Source organism: Actinocorallia sp. B10E7 (genome assembly GCF_039871655.1).
In the GTDB taxonomy this organism is placed as follows: domain Bacteria; phylum Actinomycetota; class Actinomycetes; order Streptosporangiales; family Streptosporangiaceae; genus Actinocorallia.
On the sequence record NZ_JBDPLZ010000003.1, the window covers coordinates 675,111 to 694,045 of the forward strand.

Below are 18,935 nucleotides of genomic sequence, written 5' to 3' on the forward strand. Positions count from 1 at the left end.
GGGGCCGCCCGGACGGAAAAACCCGCCCCGGACGACCCCGGGTGACCGACCTCTCAGCCCTCCGCCGAAGCACCCCCGCGCGACGACGCCAGCAACTCATCGATCCGCGAAGCCGGCAACCGCCGGAACAGACGACGCTCCCGGTTGCGGTCCAACACCGCCACCTCCAGCTTCTCCGCCTCCAGAACCCGCTCGGCGTCCTGCTGCTGCAGCGCGTACACCGCGATCTGCATCGCCTCCGCCAGGCTCTCCCCGTCCCGGTAACGCTCCTTCAGAGCCGTCGCCACCGCGTCCGCCGCACCACCCATCGCCACGAACCCGTGCTCGTCCGCGACCGAACCGTCGAACGTCAACCGGTAGATCTGATCACTGTCCGCGTCATCACCCACCTCGGCGACGACCAGCTCCACCTCATACGGCTTCGTCTGCTCCGTGAAGATCGCACCCAGGCTCTGCGCGTACGCGTTCGCCAGACCCCGCGCCGTCACATCCGAACGGTCGTACATGTAACCGTTCACATCCGCGTAGCGCACACCCGCCAGACGCAGCTGCTCGAACTCGTTGTACTTCCCGACCGCGGCGAAAGCGATCCGGTCATAGATCTCCGAGATCTTGTGCAACGCCCTCGAGGGGTTGTCCGCCACGAACAGGATCCCGTCGTCATACTGCAGGACCACCACCGAACGGCCCCGCGCGATCCCCTTCCGCGCGTAGTCCGCGCGGTCCTTCATCTGCTGTTCTGGCGCGACGTAGAAAGGCATCGTCATCTTTTCGACCTCCTTGGGGGATTACCGGAACCGCTACCGCAACGGGGCGTTCGGACCGCCCGGCGCGTCATGCCGGGCCTCCACCACGGCCCGCGCCAGCCCGCCCACGTCACCGTCCGGCACCCGCCGGTACCCCTCATCGGTGATCTCCGCCAGCACCGGGAAGATTCCCCGCGTCAGGTCCGGACCACCCGTGGCCGAGTCGTCGTCCGCCGCGTCGTACAACGCCTGCACACACACCAGCGCCGCGTCCTCACGCGACAGGTCCGGCCGCCACAACTTCTTCAGCGCGCCCTTCGCGAACACCGAACCCGACCCGATCGAGTGGTACTCGTGCTCCTCGTACCGGCCGCCCGCCGCGTCATACGAGAAGATCCGCCCCACGCCCCGCTCCAGGTCGTAACCCGCGAACAGCGGCACCACCACCAGACCCTGCATCGCCATCCCCAGGTTGCCCCGGATCAGCGTCGCCAGCCGGTTCGCCTTGCCCTCCAGCGACAGCAGCCGCCCTTCCATCTTCTCGTAATGCTCCAGCTCCACCTGGAACAACCTGGTCATCTCCAGGCCGATCCCGGCGGTCCCCGCGATCGCCACCGCGGAGTACTCGTCCGCGGGGAACACCTTCTCGATGTCCCGCTGAGCGATCACATTGCCCGCCGTCGCCCGGCGGTCACCCGCCATGATCACGCCGCCCGGGAACGTCACCGCCACGATCGTCGTCGCGTGCGGGATGTTCAACCGCTCAGCACCCCCCTGCACCACCCGGCTCCCGGGGAGCATCTCAGGCCGGTAGGCCCCCAGAAAGTCAGCGAAAGACGACGTTCCCGAGTTCATGAAGACCCCCGGAAGACCACCGCTCATCGGCACGGACGCCATGCGACTCCTTCCCCAGCACGCCGGTAGAACCTGCCTTGACCCTACTGACATTTGACCGCGCTGCGCATGTCGCGAGATCTTCCCCGAGTCCGCTCACGGCGAACCACTTGCACCCGTCAGACCCCTTCCGCAACCGGAATGTGACCCAACTTGTGCCACAGGAGGTAGGACTGGGCCCGCTGCAGCCGCCTCCAGTCGTCGTCGGCCTTCCCGAGCAACGTGTTGCAGTTGAAGCACAGCAACTCCCGCACCTCGCCCGTCTCATGATCATGGTCGACGTGCTCGGCGGGCCTCTCACAGCAGATCGCGCACAGCCCGTCCTGGAACTCGAACATCTTCCGCACGTCCTCGGGCGTCAGCCCGTACGAGCGCTTCAGGTGGTCGCGGGCGCCCCGCTCCTTCCGGCACGCTTTGCACTCCGACGCCAGACCGTCCTTCGTCTGCCGATTCTTGTCCCACTTCTCAAGCAGTACGGCTTGCTTGCAAGAAGGGCACCACTTGAACCCCGGTTGCACCGCGACGCGCTCTCTGATCTTCCGTCCCTGGCGTTCGACCCGCTCCCGATAGGTCCGCTTCGCCCGAACCCGCGTACAGGGCTTGCAGTAAAAACCATGCCCGTCGGGATATCCCTTGTTACGTCCGAATTCGTCCGACGCCTTAACCTCACCGCAGTCCGGACATTTTTTCCCATTGGCGATGACCTCTTCTGGCGAGACCGGCTTCTGGATCTCCCTGCCCCACGCCGCCAGGCGCTTCTCACGACGGGCGCGCGCCGCCGCATTGGTGCACGACCTACACCGGCGCGAGAGCTTATCCCGTTGACTCAGATCGACGCTGAAATCACAGAGCGGCTTGTCCAGATCACACCCTGGACAGCGCTTGATGCGCGCTTCCCATTCACTCATGCCCGGAAGCATAAATCAAAGCTCAAGGCTCGCACAGGGATTCGAAAGATTTCCCCGTGCGAGCCCCAGAGATTAAGGAGATAGCGATAATATCCGAATTAAATCGGACTTTTACCCTATTCTCCACCTTTTTGAACATAGGAACGTATAAAGTCCTCGGCATTCTCCTCGAGGACCTCATCAATCTCATCGAGAATTGCGTCTACGTCGTCCGAGAGCTTCTCCTGGCGCTCCTGAACTTCGGAAGAGGCTGCGGTGGTGGTCTCTTCGACCTCTTCGGTCTGGCGGGTGGTCTGCTTCTGTCCGCCGGTGTCCTTGGTGGCCATTGGGGCTCCTCCCGTACGTGCCGCGTTACGCCGTCGCGTTACGCCGACCCTACCCGCGGCCGTCACGCGACGGAGAGCGCGTGTTTCCGCCCTCAGCGGAGTGGCCCGGAGGGTCGTTACGGTTATCGCCTCTCACGGGGTCTTCGAAACGGGCAAATAAACCATGAGGCCGATGGAGCCTCAACGGCCTCCTCCGGTGGTCCGGCTCGGGAGAAGCGGGCCCCTACGAAAGCCGCTCCGGAAGGGCTGGGGACGGCTCAGGGCCCCGTACGGGTGGTACGGGGCCCTGAGGGTGGGGCGGGGTGGGGAAGGGGCTGGTCAGCCCTCTCCGGCGAGGACGGCGACGAGGTCGGCCGCTGTGCGGCAGCGGTCCAGGAGGGCGCCCACGTGGCTCTTGGTGCCGCGCAGGGGTTCCAGGGTGGGGACGCGCTGGAGGGAGTCGCGGCCGGGGACGTCGAAGATGACGGAGTCCCAGCTGGCGGCGGCGACGCTGTCGGCGTACTGGGCGAGGCAGCGGCCGCGGAAGTAGGCGCGGGTGTCCTCGGGCGGGTTCTCGATGGCGTCGGTGACCTGTTCCTCGGTGAGGATGCGTTCCATGCGGCCGCGGGCGACGAGGCGGTTGTAGAGGCCTCGGTCGGGGCGGATGTCGGAGTACTGCAGGTCGACGAGGTGCAGGCGGGCGTGGGACCAGTCGAGGCCGTCGCGGCTGCGGTAGCCCTCGAGGAGTTCGAGTTTGGCGACCCAGTCGAGTTCGCGGGAGAGCTGCATGGGGTCGTCGCCGAGGCGGGTGAGGACGGATTCCCAGCGGTCGAGGACGTCCTTGGTCATGTCGTCGGTGTCGGCGCCGTATTTGTCCTCGACGTATTTGCGCGCCTGTTCGAGGTATTCCATCTGCAGTTGCACGGCGGTCATCTTGCGGCCGTCGCGGAGGGTGATCTGGTGTTTGCAGGTGGGGTCGTGGGAGATCGCGCGCAGGGAGGCCACGGGGGCCTCGATGGAGCGGTCGGCGGTGAGGAAGCCGTCTTCGATCATGGCGAGGACGAGTGCGGTGGTGCCGGCCTTGAGGTAGGTGGAGATCTCGCTCATGTTGGCGTCTCCGATGATGACGTGGAGGCGCCGGTATTTCTCGGGGTCGGCGTGGGGTTCGTCGCGGGTGTTGATGATGGGGCGTTTGAGGGTGGTCTCGAGGCCCACTTCGACTTCGAAGAAGTCGGCTCGCTGGCTGAGTTGGAAGCCCTGGCCGCGGCCGTCGGCGCCGATGCCGACGCGGCCGGCTCCGCAGACGACCTGGCGGGTGACGAAGAAGGGGGTGAGGTGTTTGACGATGTCGGAGAAGGGGGTCTGGCGTTGCATGAGGTAGTTCTCATGGCAGCCGTAGGAGGCGCCCTTGCCGTCGGTGTTGTTCTTGTAGAGCTGGATGGGGTGGGTGCCGGGGACGAGGGCGGCTCGCCGGGCGGCGTCGGCCATGACGCGTTCGCCTGCCTTGTCCCAGAGCACGCAGTCGAAGGGGTTGGTGACCTCGGGGGCCGAGTACTCGGGGTGGGCGTGGTCGACGTAGAGGCGCGCGCCGTTGGTGAGGATGACGTTGGCCAGGCCGAGGTCCTCGTCGGTGAGCTGGGTGGGGTCGGCCACTTCTCTGGCGAGGTCGAATCCGCGCGCGTCGCGCAGGGGGTTTTCTTCTTCGAAGTCCCAGCGGGCTTTTCTGGCCCGCGCCGCCGATGCCGCGAGGTACGCGTTGACGACCTGGCTGGAGGTCACCATCGCGTTGGCCCCGGGCTGCCCCGGTACGGAGATGCCGTACTCGGTCTCTATTCCCATGACCCGCCGAACGCTCATGCCTTTGAGCCTAGTGCTCAAGTGGCCCGGCTCGGTGATCGGCGCCGGGTTCTTGGCCGGTTCAGGTTGCGGGTGTGTGAACGGGGTGAGCGGCGGGCACCGTGGGTGCCCGCCGCTCACCAGCGATATGGAGTTGTTTGACCACGCTTGCGTGGTCTATGTGGTTTTCTCTGGCTTTTACCGCTTTTTCGGGTTTTACAGGTACTGACCGGTGTTGGCGACGGTGTCGATGGAGCGGCCGGCGTCGGCGCCCTTGGTCCCGGAGACGAGCGTGCGGATGTAGACGATCCGCTCGCCCTTCTTGCCGGAGATCCGGGCCCAGTCATCCGGGTTGGTGGTGTTGGGCAGGTCCTCGTTCTCGGAGAACTCGTCGACGCAGGCGTCGAGGAGGTGCTGGACCCGCAGGCCCTTCTGGCCGGTGTCGAGGAACTGCTTGATCGCCATCTTCTTGGCCCGGTCGACGATGTTCTGGATCATCGCGCCGGAGTTGAAGTCCTTGAAGTAGAGGACTTCCTTGTCGCCGTTGGCGTAGGTCACCTCGAGGAAGCGGTTCTCCTCGGTCTCGGTGTACATGCGCTCGACGGTCCGCTGGATCATGGCGTCGACCGTCTGGATCGGGTCGGCGCCGTGCTCCTTGAGGTCGTCGGGGTGCAGCGGCAGGTCGGGGATGAGGTACTTGGAGAAGATGTCCTTGGCCGCCTCGGCGTCGGGCCGCTCGATCTTGATCTTGACGTCCAGGCGGCCGGGCCGCAGGATCGCCGGGTCGATCATGTCCTCGCGGTTGGAGGCGCCGATGACGATGACGTTCTCCAGGCCTTCGACGCCGTCGATCTCCGACAGCAGCTGGGGCACGATCGTGTTCTCCACGTCCGAGGAGACGCCGGAGCCGCGGGTGCGGAAGATCGAGTCCATCTCGTCGAAGAAGACGATGACCGGGGTGCCGGCCGAGGCCTTCTCGCGGGCGCGCTGGAAGACCAGGCGGATGTGCCGCTCGGTCTCGCCGACGTACTTGTTGAGAAGCTCGGGTCCCTTGATGTTGAGGAAGAAGGACCTGCCCTCCTGGCCGGTCTTCTCGGCGACCTTCTTGGCCAGGCTGTTGGCGACGGCCTTGGCGATGAGGGTCTTGCCGCAGCCGGGCGGGCCGTAGAGCAGCACGCCCTTGGGCGGGCGGAGCTTGTGCTCGCGGAAGAGCTCGGCGTGCAGGTAGGGCAGTTCGACGGCGTCGCGGATCTGCTCGATCTGCGGGCCCAGTCCACCGATCTCCTCGTAGGCGATGTCGGGGACCTCTTCCAGGACGAGTTCTTCGACCTCGGCCTTCTGGATCTTCTCGTAGACGTAGCCGGACCTGGTGTCGAGCATGAGCGAGTCGCCGGCACGCAGCGTCATGCCGCGCAGCGGTTCGGCCAGCTTGACCACACGTTCCTCGTCGGCGTGGGCGACCACCAGGGCGCGTTCGCCGTCGGCGAACACCTCCTTGAGGGCCACCACTTCGCCCTGCTGCTCGAACTCGAGGGCCTCGACCACGTTGAGGGCCTCGTTGAGCATGACCTCCTGTCCGGGCTGGAGATCGTCGATCTCCACCGCCGGGCTGACGTTCACCCGGAGCTTGCGGCCCCCGGTGAAGATGTCGACGGTGCCATCCTCACGAGAGTTCAGGAAGATGCCGTAGCCGGACGGCGGCTGCGCCAGCCGGTCGACCTCTTCCTTGAGAGCGATGATCTGCTCTCGTGCCTCTCTGAGTGTGGACACCAGTCGCTCGTTCTGGCCTGTCACAGCTGCCAGATTCGCCTGTGCCTCGTGCAGGCGCTCCTCGAGCACCCGCGTCTGGCGGGGGGATTCCGCGAGCTTCCGACGCAGGACGGAGATCTCTTCCTCCAGGAAAGAGAGCTGCGTCTGGAGGTCACGAACCTCCTTGTCATGCGCCTTTCGCCCCGCGGCGTCATCACGAGCGGCCACGCCCCGTCACCTCCTCACGAAGAGCCGACGACCTACTCTGACCCTACCTATCTGGCGGGGTTCCGTAACCTGACTATTGCGTTTCCTTATCGCTGCCGCCCGGTTACCGAGCGTGGTTTCCCCAGGTCGGAGCCGCTTCCGACGTAAAAAGAAACGTCACTGAAACAGAAAAAACACGGCGTGTCGGCCGGAGCTCTGATCCGTTACGCCGGAGGCGAACCAAAACCGGATTCTTCTCCCGTAACGTCTCGTGAAGTGTCGGGGAAACCGTTGTCATTACCCCGGGTGAGTTCCGTTGAACCGCTTTCGGGGTAGGCGCCCTTGGCCGGGCGGCGGCGGCGCAGCGGCGGGGTGACGCCGTCGGCGAGCCGGCGCGCGGTCACCAGGAATCCGGTGTGGCCGACCATCCGGTGGTCGGGGCGCACCGCCAGCCCTTCCACGTGCCAGGAGCGCACCAGCGTCTCGAAGGCGTACGGCTCGGCGAAGCAGCCGTGCTCGCGCAGTCCCTCGACGACCCGCGACATCTGGGTGGTGGTGGCGATGTAGGCGCACACCAGGCCGCCGGGCACCAGGGCCTTGGCGACGGCGTCCAGGCACTCCCAGGGGGCCAGCATGTCCAGCACGACGCGGTCGACGTCGGTCTCGGTGATGGCGTCCTCGAGGGAGCCGATGGTCAGCTTCCAGGACGGGTGGGGGCCGCCGAAGAACTTCTCGACGTTCTTGCGCGCCACCTCGGCGAAGTCCTCGCGCCGTTCGTAGGAGGAGACGGTGCCGTGCTCGCCGACGGCGCGCAGCAGGAAGCAGGAGAGCGCGCCGGAGCCCGCTCCGGCCTCCACGACGCGGGCGCCGGGGAAGATGTCGGCCATGGCGACGATCTGGCCGGCGTCCTTGGGGTAGACGACGGCGGCGCCGCGCGGCATGCGCACGGCGAAGTCCTGCAGCAGGGGCCGGAAGACGAGGTAGTCGATGCCTCCGGTGGACCGTACGACGATGCCTTCGGGCCTGCCGATGATCTCGTCGTGGCTGATCCAGCCCTTGTGGCCGTGCCACTGCTTGCCGGTCTGCAGGGTCAGGGTGTTGATCCTGCCCTTGGGGTCGGTCAGTTGCACCTGGTCGCCGTCCCTGAGGATGCCGTGGGGCGTGCGGGGAGCAGGTGTGGTGCTGGCGGTCATCCGTCCAGCCTAGCGGCGCCGGGGTGCCTCCGGGCCGGGACGGGACGGGCTCAGGTCTGGGCCAGGACCCGGTCGAGGTCGCGGGTGGACAGCACTCCGTAGATCTCGCCGCCGGGTTCGACGAGCAGGTGCTCGGTGGCGCCGGAGTCCCGGATGGCGACGATGAGGTCGGTGCCCGACAGGTCGGCGGGGAGGGTGGTGGCGCCGGAGAGGGTGCGGGAGACCTCGCCCGCGCTCACCCAGGGGCGGCGGTGCTCGGGTACGGCTTTGACCGCCCGTTCGCTGACCAGGCCGGTGGGCCGCCCGTCGTGGTCGACGACGACCATGGCGCCGGCCTGGGCGGCGCGTGCGCTCTCCAGTGCCTGGGCGAGGGGGGTGGCGGCGGTGACGGCGACGGCTCTGCGGCCCAGGCGGCGGGCCTGCAGGAGGGGGATGCGGTCGCGTATGCGTTCGTTGCGGATGGACTGGGTGGCGGCGATCCACATGAAGGCGGAGAGGAACGCGGCCCAGATGAGGGAGATCCACTCGACGCCGGTGCTGCGGGTGGAGATGAAGACGCCTCCGGCCAGGACGACCAGGGCCAGGAGCCGTCCGGCGTAGGCGGCGGCGATCGTGCCGGTGCGGTCCTTGCCGGTGAGTTTCCAGACCGCGGCGCGGAGCAGGAAGCCGCCGTCCAGCGGCAGTCCGGGCAGGAGGTTGAACACTCCGACGGTGAAGTTGGTGAGGGTGAGGGCGCGCAGCAGCAGCTCGGGGACGGGTGGCAGGTCGATGAGGACGCCCGCGGCCAGGCCGGCGGCGGCCAGGGCCAGGGACAGCAGGGGCCCGGCGGCGGCGATGAGGAAGGAGGCGCCGGGTCTGGTGGCTTCGCGTTCGAGGTGGGTGACGCCGCCCAGGAGGTGGAGGACGATCGCGCGGACGGGCAGTCCGAAGGCCCGGGCGGTGATGGCGTGCCCGAGTTCGTGGAGGAAGACCGACAGGTAGAGGAAGACCGCGAAGGAGAAGGAGACGAGGGTCGCGGCGGGTTGGGGGGCGACGGCCTTGGCCGCGGGGAGGAAGGCCAGGGTGATGAAGAGCGCGATCAGGAACCAGCTGCGGGCCACGTACACCGGTACTCCCGCCACGGTGCCCAGTGTCAGGCCGGGCGGGCTCTGGTCTTCTCGCTCTTGGTACACGTCAATGATGCTAACCAGGCTGGGAGCGTTTTCGTCCGACCGGTCCCCTAGTCTCTGGACATGACCTCCACCGGTACCGGGATCTCAGTGATCGGTTCGCTGTCCCCCTCGCGCGCGGGGGATTTCATGACCTGTCCGTTGTTGTATCGCTTTCGGGTGATCGATCGTATTCCGGAGCGGCCGAGTCCGGCGGCGGTGCGCGGGACGCTGGTGCACGCCGTGCTGGAGCGGTTGTTCGATCTTCCGGCCGCGCAGCGGACGCCGGAGACGGCGCGGGGGCTGCTGGATCCGCAGTGGGAGCGGCTGCTGGCCGAGGAGCCCGAGCTGGCTTGCCTGTTCGAGGACGCCGAAGACGGCGATCGGGAGGAGTGGCTGGCACAGGCGCACACGATGCTGGAGCGGTATTTCACGTTGGAGGATCCGCGGCGGCTGGAGCCCGCCGACCGCGAGCTGTTCGTGGAGACGGTGCTGTCGTCGGGGTTGAAGCTGCGCGGGTACATCGACCGGGTGGATGTGGCGCCCGCGGGTGAGCTGCGGATCGTCGACTACAAAACGGGTTCGGCTCCGCGTGCGGATTTCGAGGCCAGGGCGTTGTTCCAGATGAAGTTCTACGCGCTGGTGTTGTGGCGGTTGCGGGGGCGGGTGCCGAGTCTGCTGCAGTTGATGTATCTCGGCAATGGCGAGGTACTGCGGTATGTCCCGGATGAGGCGGATCTTCGGGCGACCGAGCGCAAGGTGGAGGCCTTGTGGCAGGCGATCCGGCGGGCGATGGATTCCGGGGACTGGCGGCCCCGTCCGGGACGGTTGTGCGACTGGTGCGACCACCAGGTGCGCTGCCCGGAGTTCGGGGGTACGCCGCCGCCGCTGCCGCGGGGCCCGGTGGAGGCCGGCGAGCCGGAGGTCGTCCCGGCGACCAGGGACGTGTCGGTGGACCTCTAAGGCCTGTTTCAAAGTTGCTGAAACAGTCCGGTGCCCGGTGGCGTCTGCCCGGTGGGACCCGTGGAGGGTCCCGGTCCGGGGTCGGCGCCTCTGGCGTTCCGGATGCGGCCGAGCAGAGGCCTCCCTGTAGAGGCGGCTGCCGCCTCGCCTCCCGCCGCCTGTTCGGGCGGGACGGGGACGGGTGGCGGTTGACTCGGCCAGGACTCCTTGCAGCCCCGGCCCGAACACGCCCAACGCGTGCCGGGAAGCATCGAAATCGACAGACGCGGTCTTGGGGTCGGCCGGATCGGTCCAGACCACGAACGCGCCGAGCGCGGCCGAGACCAGGTCCCGGTCCGCGGCCAGCCCGCAGGAAGGGCAGCAGTGCACCCGGTCGGCGAGGGTCTTGGGCGTTCTCCGGCCGCACAGGCAGTGCTGGGACAGCGCGGTGGTGAACGTGGCCGCCCGCCTCAGTCGCCCGCCGACTGCGGCGCATTCGGCGGCCAGCGCCGCCTTCAACATGCCGGGGGTGAACACCGCGCACGCCCGCCCCCACAGCCGGAACCACGCACCCAGATGGCCGTCCTCGACGGTCAGCCGCACCCCGTGGGCGGCGGTGATCCGCTCCGCCACCCGCCTCGCGCGGGCGTGTTTGGCCTCGGTGCGTCCGGCCTGCTCCGCGCGGGTGCGGGTGCGCAGTGCCCGGTAGGCGCCGGTGGTCCGGTCTTTGCGGTAGGCGGTCAGGGGGCGGCCCGCCGCGTCGGCCAGGCGTGGTCCCTTGGGCAGGTCGACGTGCCGTTCGGGTAGTCCGGCGGCCTGCCTGCGCTGTTGCCGTCTGCGCTGGCGGTGGGAGAGTTCGTAGCGGGCCTGGTTGTTGGCGCGCCGGGAGCGCTCCAGCGCCCGGGCGCGTCGGCGGGCGGTGCGCCGCTGGCGCTGCACGGCGGCGCGCTCCAGGTCGGTGAGGGTGATCTGGTCGGCCAGCACCCGCCCGTCACCGGGCTCCAGCATGGCGGGCAGGAAGACGACGGACAGATTTCCGACGTTGAGGTCCACCCCGCCAATCCGCTCCAGAGAAGCCGTCCGCTGGCGGCGCTGGTCCGTGGCCGGGGAGGTGTAGCCGCCGTCCAAGACCATCAGGTGCGCCTCGTACACCCACCCGCCGGGCGCGGACGGATGCGGCCTGCGCACCAGGTCGATCTTGTGCCAGGACTCGGGCCTGCCCAGGAAGTGGCACAGCCGCCGCCACCGGCCCGCGCCCTGGGGCAGCCGCACCGGCAGCACGATCTCCCCGCGCTTGTCATCGGGGCCGCCGGTGAACACCACCGCCAACGGCCCCTCATGCTCCCACCACAACCCCTTGCCCCCGCGACCGGCCGCAGGCCGGGGCGCGGGCATGCGCCGGGGCTGGGCCAGCACCCGCGCGCCCGGCTCCAGCCGGGCCGCCTGCTCGGGAGACGTCACCTCCGAAGGCAGGGCGGGGTGGCGGTAGGCGTCCAGATGGCCCTGCAGGCTGCCGTGCAGCCGGAACGTCTCCCACTTACGGGCAGTCGTGTGCGAGCGCGCCCGGCCGGGGATGCGCGTGTACTCCCACCACGAGCCCGCCCGGGGACGCCCGGCCCTCTTTCCTGAGGAGTCGGGGAACAGGTGCCGCTCCACCCCCGCCCACACCTCGTCGGCCTGATGCAGCGCCAACGCCTTGGTGGCGTGGTGGCGCAGCCAGCCCGAGGCGTCCAGATGCCGATATGCCGCCCGCTCCAACGCCGGGCGGGTCAGGCCCACCGCACGCCGCCAGGCCGCCGTATCCGCCTCCCGACGGTGTCGACCCGCCCAGAACGCCTCCGTCCGGGAACGGGCGTCGCGCTGCACCGCCCGCTTGAGGCAGAACATCGCCCAGAACAGAGACTCCACACGCGCCGCGGCCTGCTCGTCCACCACCAGCGGCAGGCGGATCACCGACACCGGGCCGTCCCACCGCCACGCCGCAGCCTTGTTCGCGCCCCGCGTGCGGCGCACACCACCACTTCCAGGGACGGCGGGCGCACCCGAAGGCCCGGTGCCAGAGGCGGAGGTCATCTTCACGACCCACATCCTGCCACGAGCAATCGATAGAACGCGGAGAGTAACCAAAGTTCTCGTCGTCGCCCCGCAAAGCCACGGCGGCTCCGGCCCGGCCGACCATCACCTGTCCCGATCGAACACCGACTTTGAGCCAGGCCTAGTGTCCTGCGCCTGAATCAGGTGCGGTGCGGCCGGGGCCCGGTTACGGTGCCCGCATGGGTTCCAGCGATCTTTATTTCTCCTGTGATGTGGAGGCCGACGGCCCTGTTCCCGGCCCGTATTCGATGGTGAGTTTCGGGTTGTCGGTGGCGGGGAGTTTCGACGGCTCGGTGTTCACTCCGCATGATCCGCTGGAGCACACCTTCTACGCGGAGCTGAAGCCGATCAGCGAGTCGTTCGTGCCGGAGGCCCTGGCGGTCTCCGGCCTGGACCGGGACGCGCTGCTGGCGGAGGGCGCCGAGCCGGCGGAGGCGATGACCGAGGCGGCGCGGTGGGTGCGGGAGCGGGCGGCCGGGGCGAGGGCGTTCCCGGTTTTCGCCGCTTACCCCTTGGGCTTCGACTGGATGTGGATGTACTGGTACTTCGTGCGTTTCGCCGAGGGCGGGTCGCCTTTCGGGCATTCGCGGGCGCTCGATCTGAAGACGCTGTACGCGGCGCGCGCCGGGGTCCGGGTGCGGGACGCGGTGAAGGGGAAGATGCCGCGCCGGCTGTTGTCGAGCCGTCCGCACAGTCATCATGCGCTGGACGACGCCGTGGAGCAGGCCGAGTTGCTGCAGAATCTGATGGTGTGGGACGGGCGGGCCTGAGCCCCGGCGGCCGGAAGCCCTCCGCGCGGGGCGGAGGGCCCGGGGATGGGGCCTTCTTTCAGATGGCGTGGGTGCCCGGCCTGGGTGAGCCGATGCGTTGGCGCAGGGAGCGCAGCCTGAATGCCGCGACGACGAGTGCGATGCCGAAGGCGATGGAGAACACGCCGATGAGCCAGATCAGGGCGAGGCCTCCGGTTCCGGGCCAGGCCAGCAGCGCCAGGCCGAAGAGCACCGAGAGGCCGCCGCTGAGGATGTGCCATCCCTCCCCCGCGATCTGGCGGCGCATCCAGATCGCGGCGACGATCTCGGTGACGCCGGTGGCGATGGCCCAGATCCCGATCAGCAGGATCAGCGCGAAGACCGTCGCGGCGGGCCAGAACAGGGCGAGGATCCCCACCACGATCCCGCAGGCTCCGGACAGGGCCAGCCAGGCGCGTGACTGGCCGCGGACGCCGCCTTTGAGGGCGTGGAAGAGTGCGACGGCTCCGTCGACGAGGGCGTAGGCGCCGAACAGCAGGGCCAGGGCGAGGGCGGTGATGCCGGGCCAGGCCCAGGCGAGTACGCCGAACAGGATGGCCAGGCCGCCGCGCAGCGCCAGCATCCACCAGTTACGGGTCATTTCTTCGAGCATCGCCGTCTCCCGCCGGTGGGATGTTCCTGTGTCGGAGCCTCCCGCGTTCCCGCTCAAGCCAATCCGCGCGGCGGTCAATTTCCTTCCAAAGGGGACGGGCCCCCCTGCGGCGCTGCCGGGGGGCCCGTCCAGAGGGGTGGGTCACTGGGTGGCGATGGCCTCGAGGACGTCCATGCGGCCCGCCCGCCAGGCCGGCCACAGCGAGGCCAGAAGGCCGACCAGGACGGAGAAGAGCGTGCAGCCGGCCAGGAACACGACCGGGATGGACAGCACGCCGATCTCCTCGCTCATGCTGTGCTGGATCGCGACGCCGAAGGCGACGCCCAAGCCGATGCCCAGCAGCCCGCCGAACAGGGCGATGGCGACCGACTCCAGGCAGACCATGCCCCGCAGCTGGCCGCGGCTGAGGCCGACGGCCCGCAGCAGGCCCAGTTCCCTGGTGCGTTCGGTGACCGACAGGATGATCGTGTTGATCACGCCGAACACCGCGATGATCACCGAGAGGGCGAGCATCAGGGTGAAGAAGAGAACGAAGCCGTCGACCTCCGACTGGATCTCCTTCTTCAGGTCGTTCTGGTCCTGGAGTTGGACGCCCGGGTAGGGCTTGAGGGCGCCGTCCAGCGCCTTGCGCGTCGCGGTGTCGGTCTTCTCGGTGTCCAGCGCCATCAGGAACGGCAGGGCCTGGGCGGTGTGCGCCTTCCAGGCCTCCGGGGCCAGCACTCTCGGGCCCAGTAGGTCGTTGTCGGTGTAGAGGCCGGTGATCCGCAGGGTCTGGGTCTTGCCGTCGGGGAACGTCGCCTTGACGGTGTCGCCGACCTTGCGGCCCTCCTTCTCGGCGAGTTCCTCGCCCAGGAGCATGCCGTCGGAGCCGACGTTCGCGTCTCCGGCGACCAGCCGGGCGTTGGTCGCCTTGAGCAGCGCCGCGGGCTCGCCGGCGGCGTACCCGGTGCTCTTGCCGTCCAACTGGAACCGGCCGGTGCCGACCTCGACGGCGCTGAGGACCCCGGGCGTCCGGCGGACCGCCTCCACCACGTCCGGGCCCAGGCCCTGGCCGGTGGCGGCGACGGTGTAGTCGGCGCCGAACTGCTCGTCGACCATCTGGTCGGCGCTCGCCCTGAGGGAGGAGCTGAACACGTTGACGGTGGTCACCAGCGACAGGCCGATCATCAGCGCGACCGCGGTGACCCCGGTGCGGCGCGGGTTGCGCCGGGGGTTCTCCCGCGCCATCCGGCCGGTGACGCCGAACGCCCTGGGGTACCAGCCCGCCAGTGCCTTCACCGCCGGGCTGCCGATCACCGCGGCGAGCACCGCCGCGGCCAGCCACACCAGCAGTACCCCGGCGCCCAGCAGGGACAGGGTCTGCGCGGTCTCTCCGGTCCCGGCCAGACCCAGGCCCAGGAGCACCACGCCGATCAGGGCGAGGACGCTGCCGATGATCGCCCTGACGCGCAGTCCGCGCTGTGGCAGGGCGACGTCGTCGCGCATGGCCGCCACCGGGGGGATCTTGGACGCGCGGAGGGCGGGGAAGAAAGCGGCGACGCAGGTGACGAGGATGCCGACGAGGTAGGCGAAGATCACCGGGGTGGCGGTGAAGACCAGCCCGCTGGACAGCTCCAGCCCCTGGGCCTGGAAGACCACTTTGAGCAGGGCCGCCAGGCCCGCGCCCAGCCCCAGGCCCAGGGTGGCGCCCACGGCGCCGACGGCGGCGGCCTCGCCCAGCACCGCGAGGACGACCTGGCGGCGGGAGGCGCCGACGGCGCGCAGCAGGGCCAGTTCCCTGGTGCGCTGGCCGACCAGCATCGAGAAGGTGTTGAAGATGTTGAACGAGCCGACGATGATCGACACGAGGGCGAAGGCCAGCAGGGCGCCGCGCAGGAAGTTCAGGAAGCTGTCGATGTCGCTCCGGCTCTCCTCGATCATCTGCGTGCCGGTGACGGCCTCGAGGTCCTCGGGAAGGGTCGCGGCGACCCGTTCGGCCAGCTCTTTCTCTGTGCCGCCCGGGGCGACCTCCAGGGTGACGGTGGAGAACGCGCCGGGCTTCAGGAGCAGTTTCTGCGCGGTGGGGGCGTCCCAGAACACCAGGGTGACGCCGGCGTTCTCGCCCTCGGTCAGGCCGGTGACCGCGACGTCCTTGACGGAGCCGGCGACGGCCACCTTGATCCGGTCGCCGACCTTGAACCCGGCTTTCTCCGCGGTGTTGCGGTCCAGGACGATCTCGCCGTCCCCGGCGGGGGCGCGGCCTTCCAGCAGCGGCTGGTCCCGGTTGCCGTCGACCCAGTTCAGGCCGAACTGCGGGGGGCCTCCGCCGCCGATGAGCTTGCCGTCCTTGCCGATGACGGCCGTGTAGCCCTGGACGGAGCCGCGGGCGTCGGCGGCCCCGGGGATCTTCCGCAGGGCCGGTAGGAGTTCCTGCGGGACGGTGATCTCGGTGGCGGCGGTCTCGTCGCCGTTCTCCTCCAGGACGGTCTCGCCCCGGACGACCACGGTCTGGCGGCCTCCGTCGTCGAAGATCTCGTCGAAGGTCTTGTTCATCGTGTCGGTGAAGATCAGGGTGCCGGCGACGAACGCCACGCCCAGGATCACCGACAGGGCGGTCAGGACCAGTCGGAGCTTGTGCGCCGCCAGGTTGCGGAGCGTGACCTTGAGCATCATTTGGCCACGGCCTTCGGCAGGTCGAAGCCCTTCATGCGCTCCAACACCTTCTCGGCGGTCGGGTCGGCCATGGTGTCGACGATCCGGCCGTCCTGCAGGAAGACGACCTCGTCGGCGTAGGCGGCGGCGCCCGGGTCGTGGGTGACCATGACGATGGTCTGGCCCATCTCCCGCACCGAGGAGCGCAGGAACGACAGGACCTCCGCGCCGGAGCGGGAGTCGAGGTTGCCGGTCGGCTCGTCGGCGAAGATGATCTCGGGTTTCGAGGCCAGGGCGCGGGCGCACGCCACGCGCTGCTGCTGGCCGCCCGACAGCTCCGACGGCCGGTGTTTGAGGCGGGGCCGCAGCCCGACGGTGTCGATGACGGTCTCCAGCCACGCCTGGTCGGGTCGGCGGCCGGCGATGTCCATCGGGAGGGTGATGTTCTCCAGCGCGGTCAGGGTCGGCACGAGGTTGAACGCCTGGAAGACGAAGCCGACGCGGTCGCGGCGCAGCCGGGTGAGCCGCTTGTCGTCCAGCCGGGTCAGTTCGACGTCGCCGACGAATACCTGGCCGGAGGTGACCGTGTCGAGCCCGGCCATGCAGTGCATCAGGGTGGACTTCCCGGAGCCGGAGGGGCCCATGACGGCGGTGAACCGGCCCTTGGGGATGCCCACGGTCACGTCGTCGAGCGCCCTCACCTCGGCGTCACCGGTCCCGTAGGACTTGGTGACCCGCTCGACGCGGGCGGCGAGTTCGCCCAGGGGCGGCGCGGGGTTCGGAACGGAATGCGACACGGGTCTGCTCCCTCGGGGGGTCGGCGATCGGCTGATCGCAAGGACTGACCCCAACCCTAGGGATCTCGGGTTTGCGGCGGATCGGCCGCGGGAAGGGACTTGCGGCTCCCTCCGCCGCAGGAGGGGTGAGAGGGTGCTCATCCCTCCGGAGTAGGGGTTTCCCGGGGTTGTCCCCTTAGTGGCCCCCCGGCCGGATCACCCCGGTCTCGTAGGCGTAGACGACGGCCTGCACCCGGTCGCGCAGCCCCAGCTTCGCCAGGACGTTGCCGACGTGGGTCTTGATGGTCGTCTCCGACACCACCAGTTCCCTGGCGATCTCGGCGTTCGACAGGCCTCGCGCCACCTGGCCGAGGACCTCCCGTTCCCGGTCGGTGAGGTGGTCCAGGCCCGGCGGGGGGCCCTCCTCGCGCAGCGCGGGCAGCCGGGAGGCGAAGCGGTCCAGGAGGCGGCGGGTCACGCTCGGCGCGACGATCGCGTCCCCGTCCGCGACGATGCGGATGGCGTTCACCAGGTCCTCGGGCGGGGCGTCTTTGAGGAGGAAGCCGCTGGCGCCCGCCCGCACCGCCTCGATGACGTACTCGTCCAGGTCGAAGGTGGTGAGGATGAGGACCCTGGGGTCGTGGGCGGCGGCCCGGTCCCGCACGATTCTTCGGGTGGCCTCGATCCCGTCGACTCCGGGCATCCGGATGTCCATGAGCACCACGTCGGGCAGCAGGCTGCGGGTGGCCTCGACGGCGGCGGCGCCGTCCCCGGCCTCGCCGACGATGGCCAGGTCGGGCTCGCTCTCCAGGATCAGCCGGAAACCGGTCCTCAGCAGCGGCTGGTCGTCGACCAGCAGGACTCGTACCGCCGCCGTGCTCACTTGACCTCCAGGGGGAATCGGGCGCGGACCTCGAACCCGCCGCCGGCGCGGGGGCCTATCCGCAACTCGCCACCATAGAGGGCGACGCGTTCGCGCATGCCGACCAGTCCGTGTCCGGGGCCGGGGTCGGCGCAGGTCGCCTCGCTCGCGCCGCGCCCGTCGTCGGCGACCTCCAGGGTGAGGGCCCGGTCGGAGTACTTCAGGTGGACCCAGGCGCGGGCGTGCGGCCCGGCGTGTTTGAGGCAGTTGGTGAGGGCTTCCTGGACCAGCCGGTAGACGGCCAGGTCGACGCCGGTCGACAGGTCGCGCGGTTCTCCGTCGACTCGCATCTGGACGGCCAGCCCGGTCTCGCGGATCTGCTCGACGAGGCCGGTGAGGTCCTGGGTGCCGGGCTGGGGGGTGAGTTCCGCGGCGGACGCGGCCGGGTCCCTTTCGGTGCGCAGCACTCCGACGATCCGCCGCATCTCCGACAGGGTGGTGCGGCCGACCTGCTCGATGGTCTCGACCGCCTCCCTGGCGCTGGCGGGGTCTCGTTCCATGATGCGGCGGGCGGCCCCCGCCTGGACGGTCATCACGCTCACGTGGTGGGCGACCACGTCGTGCAGTTCCCGGGCGATGCGGGAGCGCTCCTCGACGCGGGCGGTGCGCGCGTCGGCGAACCGGGCCTTCTCCAGCCGGGCCGCCCTGTCCTCCAGTTCGGCCAGGTAGGAGCGGCGCAGCCGCAGGCTGCGGCCCAGCCACCACACTCCGGCGAACAGCCCGAGGTCGGCGATGAGGGAGAAGAAGCCGTCGTCACTTCCGATCATCAGCGTGACCAGCACGGCCAGGGAGACCAGCCCGGCCAGCGCGCTGCGGGCCAGGGGAAGGTGCGCCGCCACCGTGTAGACGGCGATGAGGAAGGCGAACACGTCGCCGGACGTCTGGTAGTTCCCGACGGCCAGGAACACCTCCCCGCACAGCACCACGGCCAGGACGCTCATCGGGAAGCGCTGCCGTACCGTCAGCACCGCGATCACCAGCACGGTGACGGTGTAGCCGGCCGCGTCGTGCGGGGTGTAGGTGTGGCCGGGGAAGGCTGTGTCCTGCGCGAGGTCGACGAGGGTGAGGACGACCAGCAGCGCGGCGACGATGCCGTCGGGTACCTGCGGGTGGCCGCCCAGCCAGATCCTCAGGTCACGGATACGGAAACTCACCCCCTCAAGGTAGGGTCTGCGGGCGGGCC

Annotated in this window: 17 protein-coding genes; 4 read left to right on the plus strand and 13 right to left on the minus strand. The window is 69.3% G+C overall.

Annotated features, from left to right (window positions below; translation table 11 throughout):
• Positions 1-53: 53 nt before the first annotated feature.
• The 8 genes from prcA to ABGB12_RS13250 form a co-directional block, all read right to left on the minus strand.
• The gene (prcA, locus tag ABGB12_RS13215; RefSeq protein WP_347677725.1) at positions 54-761 is read right to left on the minus strand and encodes a proteasome subunit alpha; all 708 of its coding nucleotides are present in this window, start codon (positions 759-761) and stop codon (positions 54-56) included.
• Positions 762-800: 39 nt separating this feature from the next.
• Complete coding sequence (gene prcB, locus ABGB12_RS13220) at positions 801-1,643, minus strand: proteasome subunit beta (RefSeq protein ID WP_347677445.1); 843 nt, start codon at positions 1,641-1,643, stop codon at positions 801-803.
• Between the two features lie 116 nt (positions 1,644-1,759).
• On the minus strand, positions 1,760-2,548 hold the full coding sequence (locus tag ABGB12_RS13225) for an endonuclease domain-containing protein (RefSeq protein ID WP_347677447.1): 789 nt from the start codon (positions 2,546-2,548) through the stop codon (positions 1,760-1,762).
• 116 nt (positions 2,549-2,664) lie between these two features.
• A complete protein-coding gene (locus ABGB12_RS13230; protein WP_347677449.1) occupies positions 2,665-2,874 on the minus strand; it encodes a ubiquitin-like protein Pup in 210 nt (69 codons plus the stop codon).
• A gap of 318 nt (positions 2,875-3,192) precedes the next feature.
• Positions 3,193-4,710, minus strand: a complete 1,518-nt coding sequence (gene dop, locus ABGB12_RS13235; protein WP_347677451.1) for a depupylase/deamidase Dop — start codon at positions 4,708-4,710, stop codon at positions 3,193-3,195.
• Positions 4,711-4,905: 195 nt separating this feature from the next.
• On the minus strand, positions 4,906-6,666 hold the full coding sequence (arc, locus tag ABGB12_RS13240; protein WP_347677453.1) for a proteasome ATPase: 1,761 nt from the start codon (positions 6,664-6,666) through the stop codon (positions 4,906-4,908).
• A 203-nt stretch (positions 6,667-6,869) separates the two neighbouring features.
• Positions 6,870-7,838: a tRNA (adenine-N1)-methyltransferase gene (locus tag ABGB12_RS13245; RefSeq protein WP_347677454.1), complete on the minus strand. Its 969-nt coding sequence runs from the start codon at positions 7,836-7,838 to the stop codon at positions 6,870-6,872.
• A 50-nt stretch (positions 7,839-7,888) separates the two neighbouring features.
• On the minus strand, positions 7,889-9,010 hold the full coding sequence (locus ABGB12_RS13250) for a M50 family metallopeptidase (RefSeq protein ID WP_347677455.1): 1,122 nt from the start codon (positions 9,008-9,010) through the stop codon (positions 7,889-7,891).
• 60 nt (positions 9,011-9,070) lie between these two features.
• On the opposite strand from ABGB12_RS13250, the gene ABGB12_RS13255 reads away from it, so the two are divergent.
• The 4 genes from ABGB12_RS13255 (at position 9,071) to ABGB12_RS13270 (ending at position 12,792) form a co-directional block, all read left to right on the plus strand.
• Complete coding sequence (locus tag ABGB12_RS13255) at positions 9,071-9,949, plus strand: PD-(D/E)XK nuclease family protein (RefSeq protein WP_347677456.1); 879 nt, start codon at positions 9,071-9,073, stop codon at positions 9,947-9,949.
• Between the two features lie 385 nt (positions 9,950-10,334).
• On the plus strand, positions 10,335-10,637 hold the full coding sequence (locus ABGB12_RS13260; protein WP_347677457.1) for a hypothetical protein: 303 nt from the start codon (positions 10,335-10,337) through the stop codon (positions 10,635-10,637).
• Positions 10,638-11,126: 489 nt separating this feature from the next.
• Complete coding sequence (locus ABGB12_RS13265; protein ID WP_347677458.1) at positions 11,127-11,417, plus strand: hypothetical protein; 291 nt, start codon at positions 11,127-11,129, stop codon at positions 11,415-11,417.
• Positions 11,418-12,201: 784 nt separating this feature from the next.
• A complete protein-coding gene (locus tag ABGB12_RS13270) occupies positions 12,202-12,792 on the plus strand; it encodes an exonuclease (RefSeq protein ID WP_347677459.1) in 591 nt (196 codons plus the stop codon).
• Between the two features lie 58 nt (positions 12,793-12,850).
• Here the strand turns inward: ABGB12_RS13270 and ABGB12_RS13275 are convergent, their stop codons facing one another.
• From ABGB12_RS13275 to ABGB12_RS13295, 5 genes are all read right to left on the minus strand, one after another.
• Entirely contained in the window at positions 12,851-13,423 is a 573-nt protein-coding gene (locus tag ABGB12_RS13275; protein WP_347677461.1) for an HdeD family acid-resistance protein, read from the minus strand.
• A 141-nt stretch (positions 13,424-13,564) separates the two neighbouring features.
• Positions 13,565-16,075 carry an FtsX-like permease family protein gene (locus tag ABGB12_RS13280; RefSeq protein WP_347677463.1) on the minus strand — a complete coding sequence of 837 codons (2,511 nt, stop codon included), beginning with the start codon at positions 16,073-16,075 and terminating at the stop codon, positions 13,565-13,567.
• Positions 16,072-16,851 (minus strand): ABC transporter ATP-binding protein, encoded by a 780-nt coding sequence (locus ABGB12_RS13285; RefSeq protein ID WP_347677465.1) that lies wholly within the window; start codon positions 16,849-16,851, stop codon positions 16,072-16,074. The genes ABGB12_RS13280 and ABGB12_RS13285 overlap by 4 nt, the downstream gene beginning before the upstream one ends.
• Positions 16,852-17,026: 175 nt before the next feature.
• On the minus strand, positions 17,027-17,713 hold the full coding sequence (locus ABGB12_RS13290; RefSeq protein WP_347677467.1) for a response regulator transcription factor: 687 nt from the start codon (positions 17,711-17,713) through the stop codon (positions 17,027-17,029).
• Entirely contained in the window at positions 17,710-18,906 is a 1,197-nt protein-coding gene (locus tag ABGB12_RS13295) for a sensor histidine kinase (RefSeq protein WP_347677469.1), read from the minus strand. Before ABGB12_RS13295 ends, ABGB12_RS13290 begins: the two co-directional genes overlap by 4 nt.
• Positions 18,907-18,935 lie beyond the last annotated feature (29 nt).

What these genes read in the sequence shown, in the direction of transcription:
- prcA (WP_347677725.1), bottom strand. Translation starts at nt 761, where the DNA reads ATGCCTTTCTACGTCGCGCCAGAACAGCAGATGAAGGACCGCGCGGAC.
- prcB (WP_347677445.1), bottom strand. Translation starts at nt 1,643, where the DNA reads ATGGCGTCCGTGCCGATGAGCGGTGGTCTTCCGGGGGTCTTCATGAAC.
- ABGB12_RS13225 (WP_347677447.1), bottom strand. Translation starts at nt 2,548, where the DNA reads ATGAGTGAATGGGAAGCGCGCATCAAGCGCTGTCCAGGGTGTGATCTG.
- ABGB12_RS13230 (WP_347677449.1), bottom strand. Translation starts at nt 2,874, where the DNA reads ATGGCCACCAAGGACACCGGCGGACAGAAGCAGACCACCCGCCAGACC.
- dop (WP_347677451.1), bottom strand. Translation starts at nt 4,710, where the DNA reads ATGAGCGTTCGGCGGGTCATGGGAATAGAGACCGAGTACGGCATCTCC.
- ABGB12_RS13245 (WP_347677454.1), bottom strand. Translation starts at nt 7,838, where the DNA reads ATGACCGCCAGCACCACACCTGCTCCCCGCACGCCCCACGGCATCCTC.
- ABGB12_RS13255 (WP_347677456.1), top strand. Translation starts at nt 9,071, where the DNA reads ATGACCTCCACCGGTACCGGGATCTCAGTGATCGGTTCGCTGTCCCCC.
- ABGB12_RS13270 (WP_347677459.1), top strand. Translation starts at nt 12,202, where the DNA reads ATGGGTTCCAGCGATCTTTATTTCTCCTGTGATGTGGAGGCCGACGGC.
- ABGB12_RS13275 (WP_347677461.1), bottom strand. Translation starts at nt 13,423, where the DNA reads ATGCTCGAAGAAATGACCCGTAACTGGTGGATGCTGGCGCTGCGCGGC.
- ABGB12_RS13280 (WP_347677463.1), bottom strand. Translation starts at nt 16,075, where the DNA reads ATGATGCTCAAGGTCACGCTCCGCAACCTGGCGGCGCACAAGCTCCGA.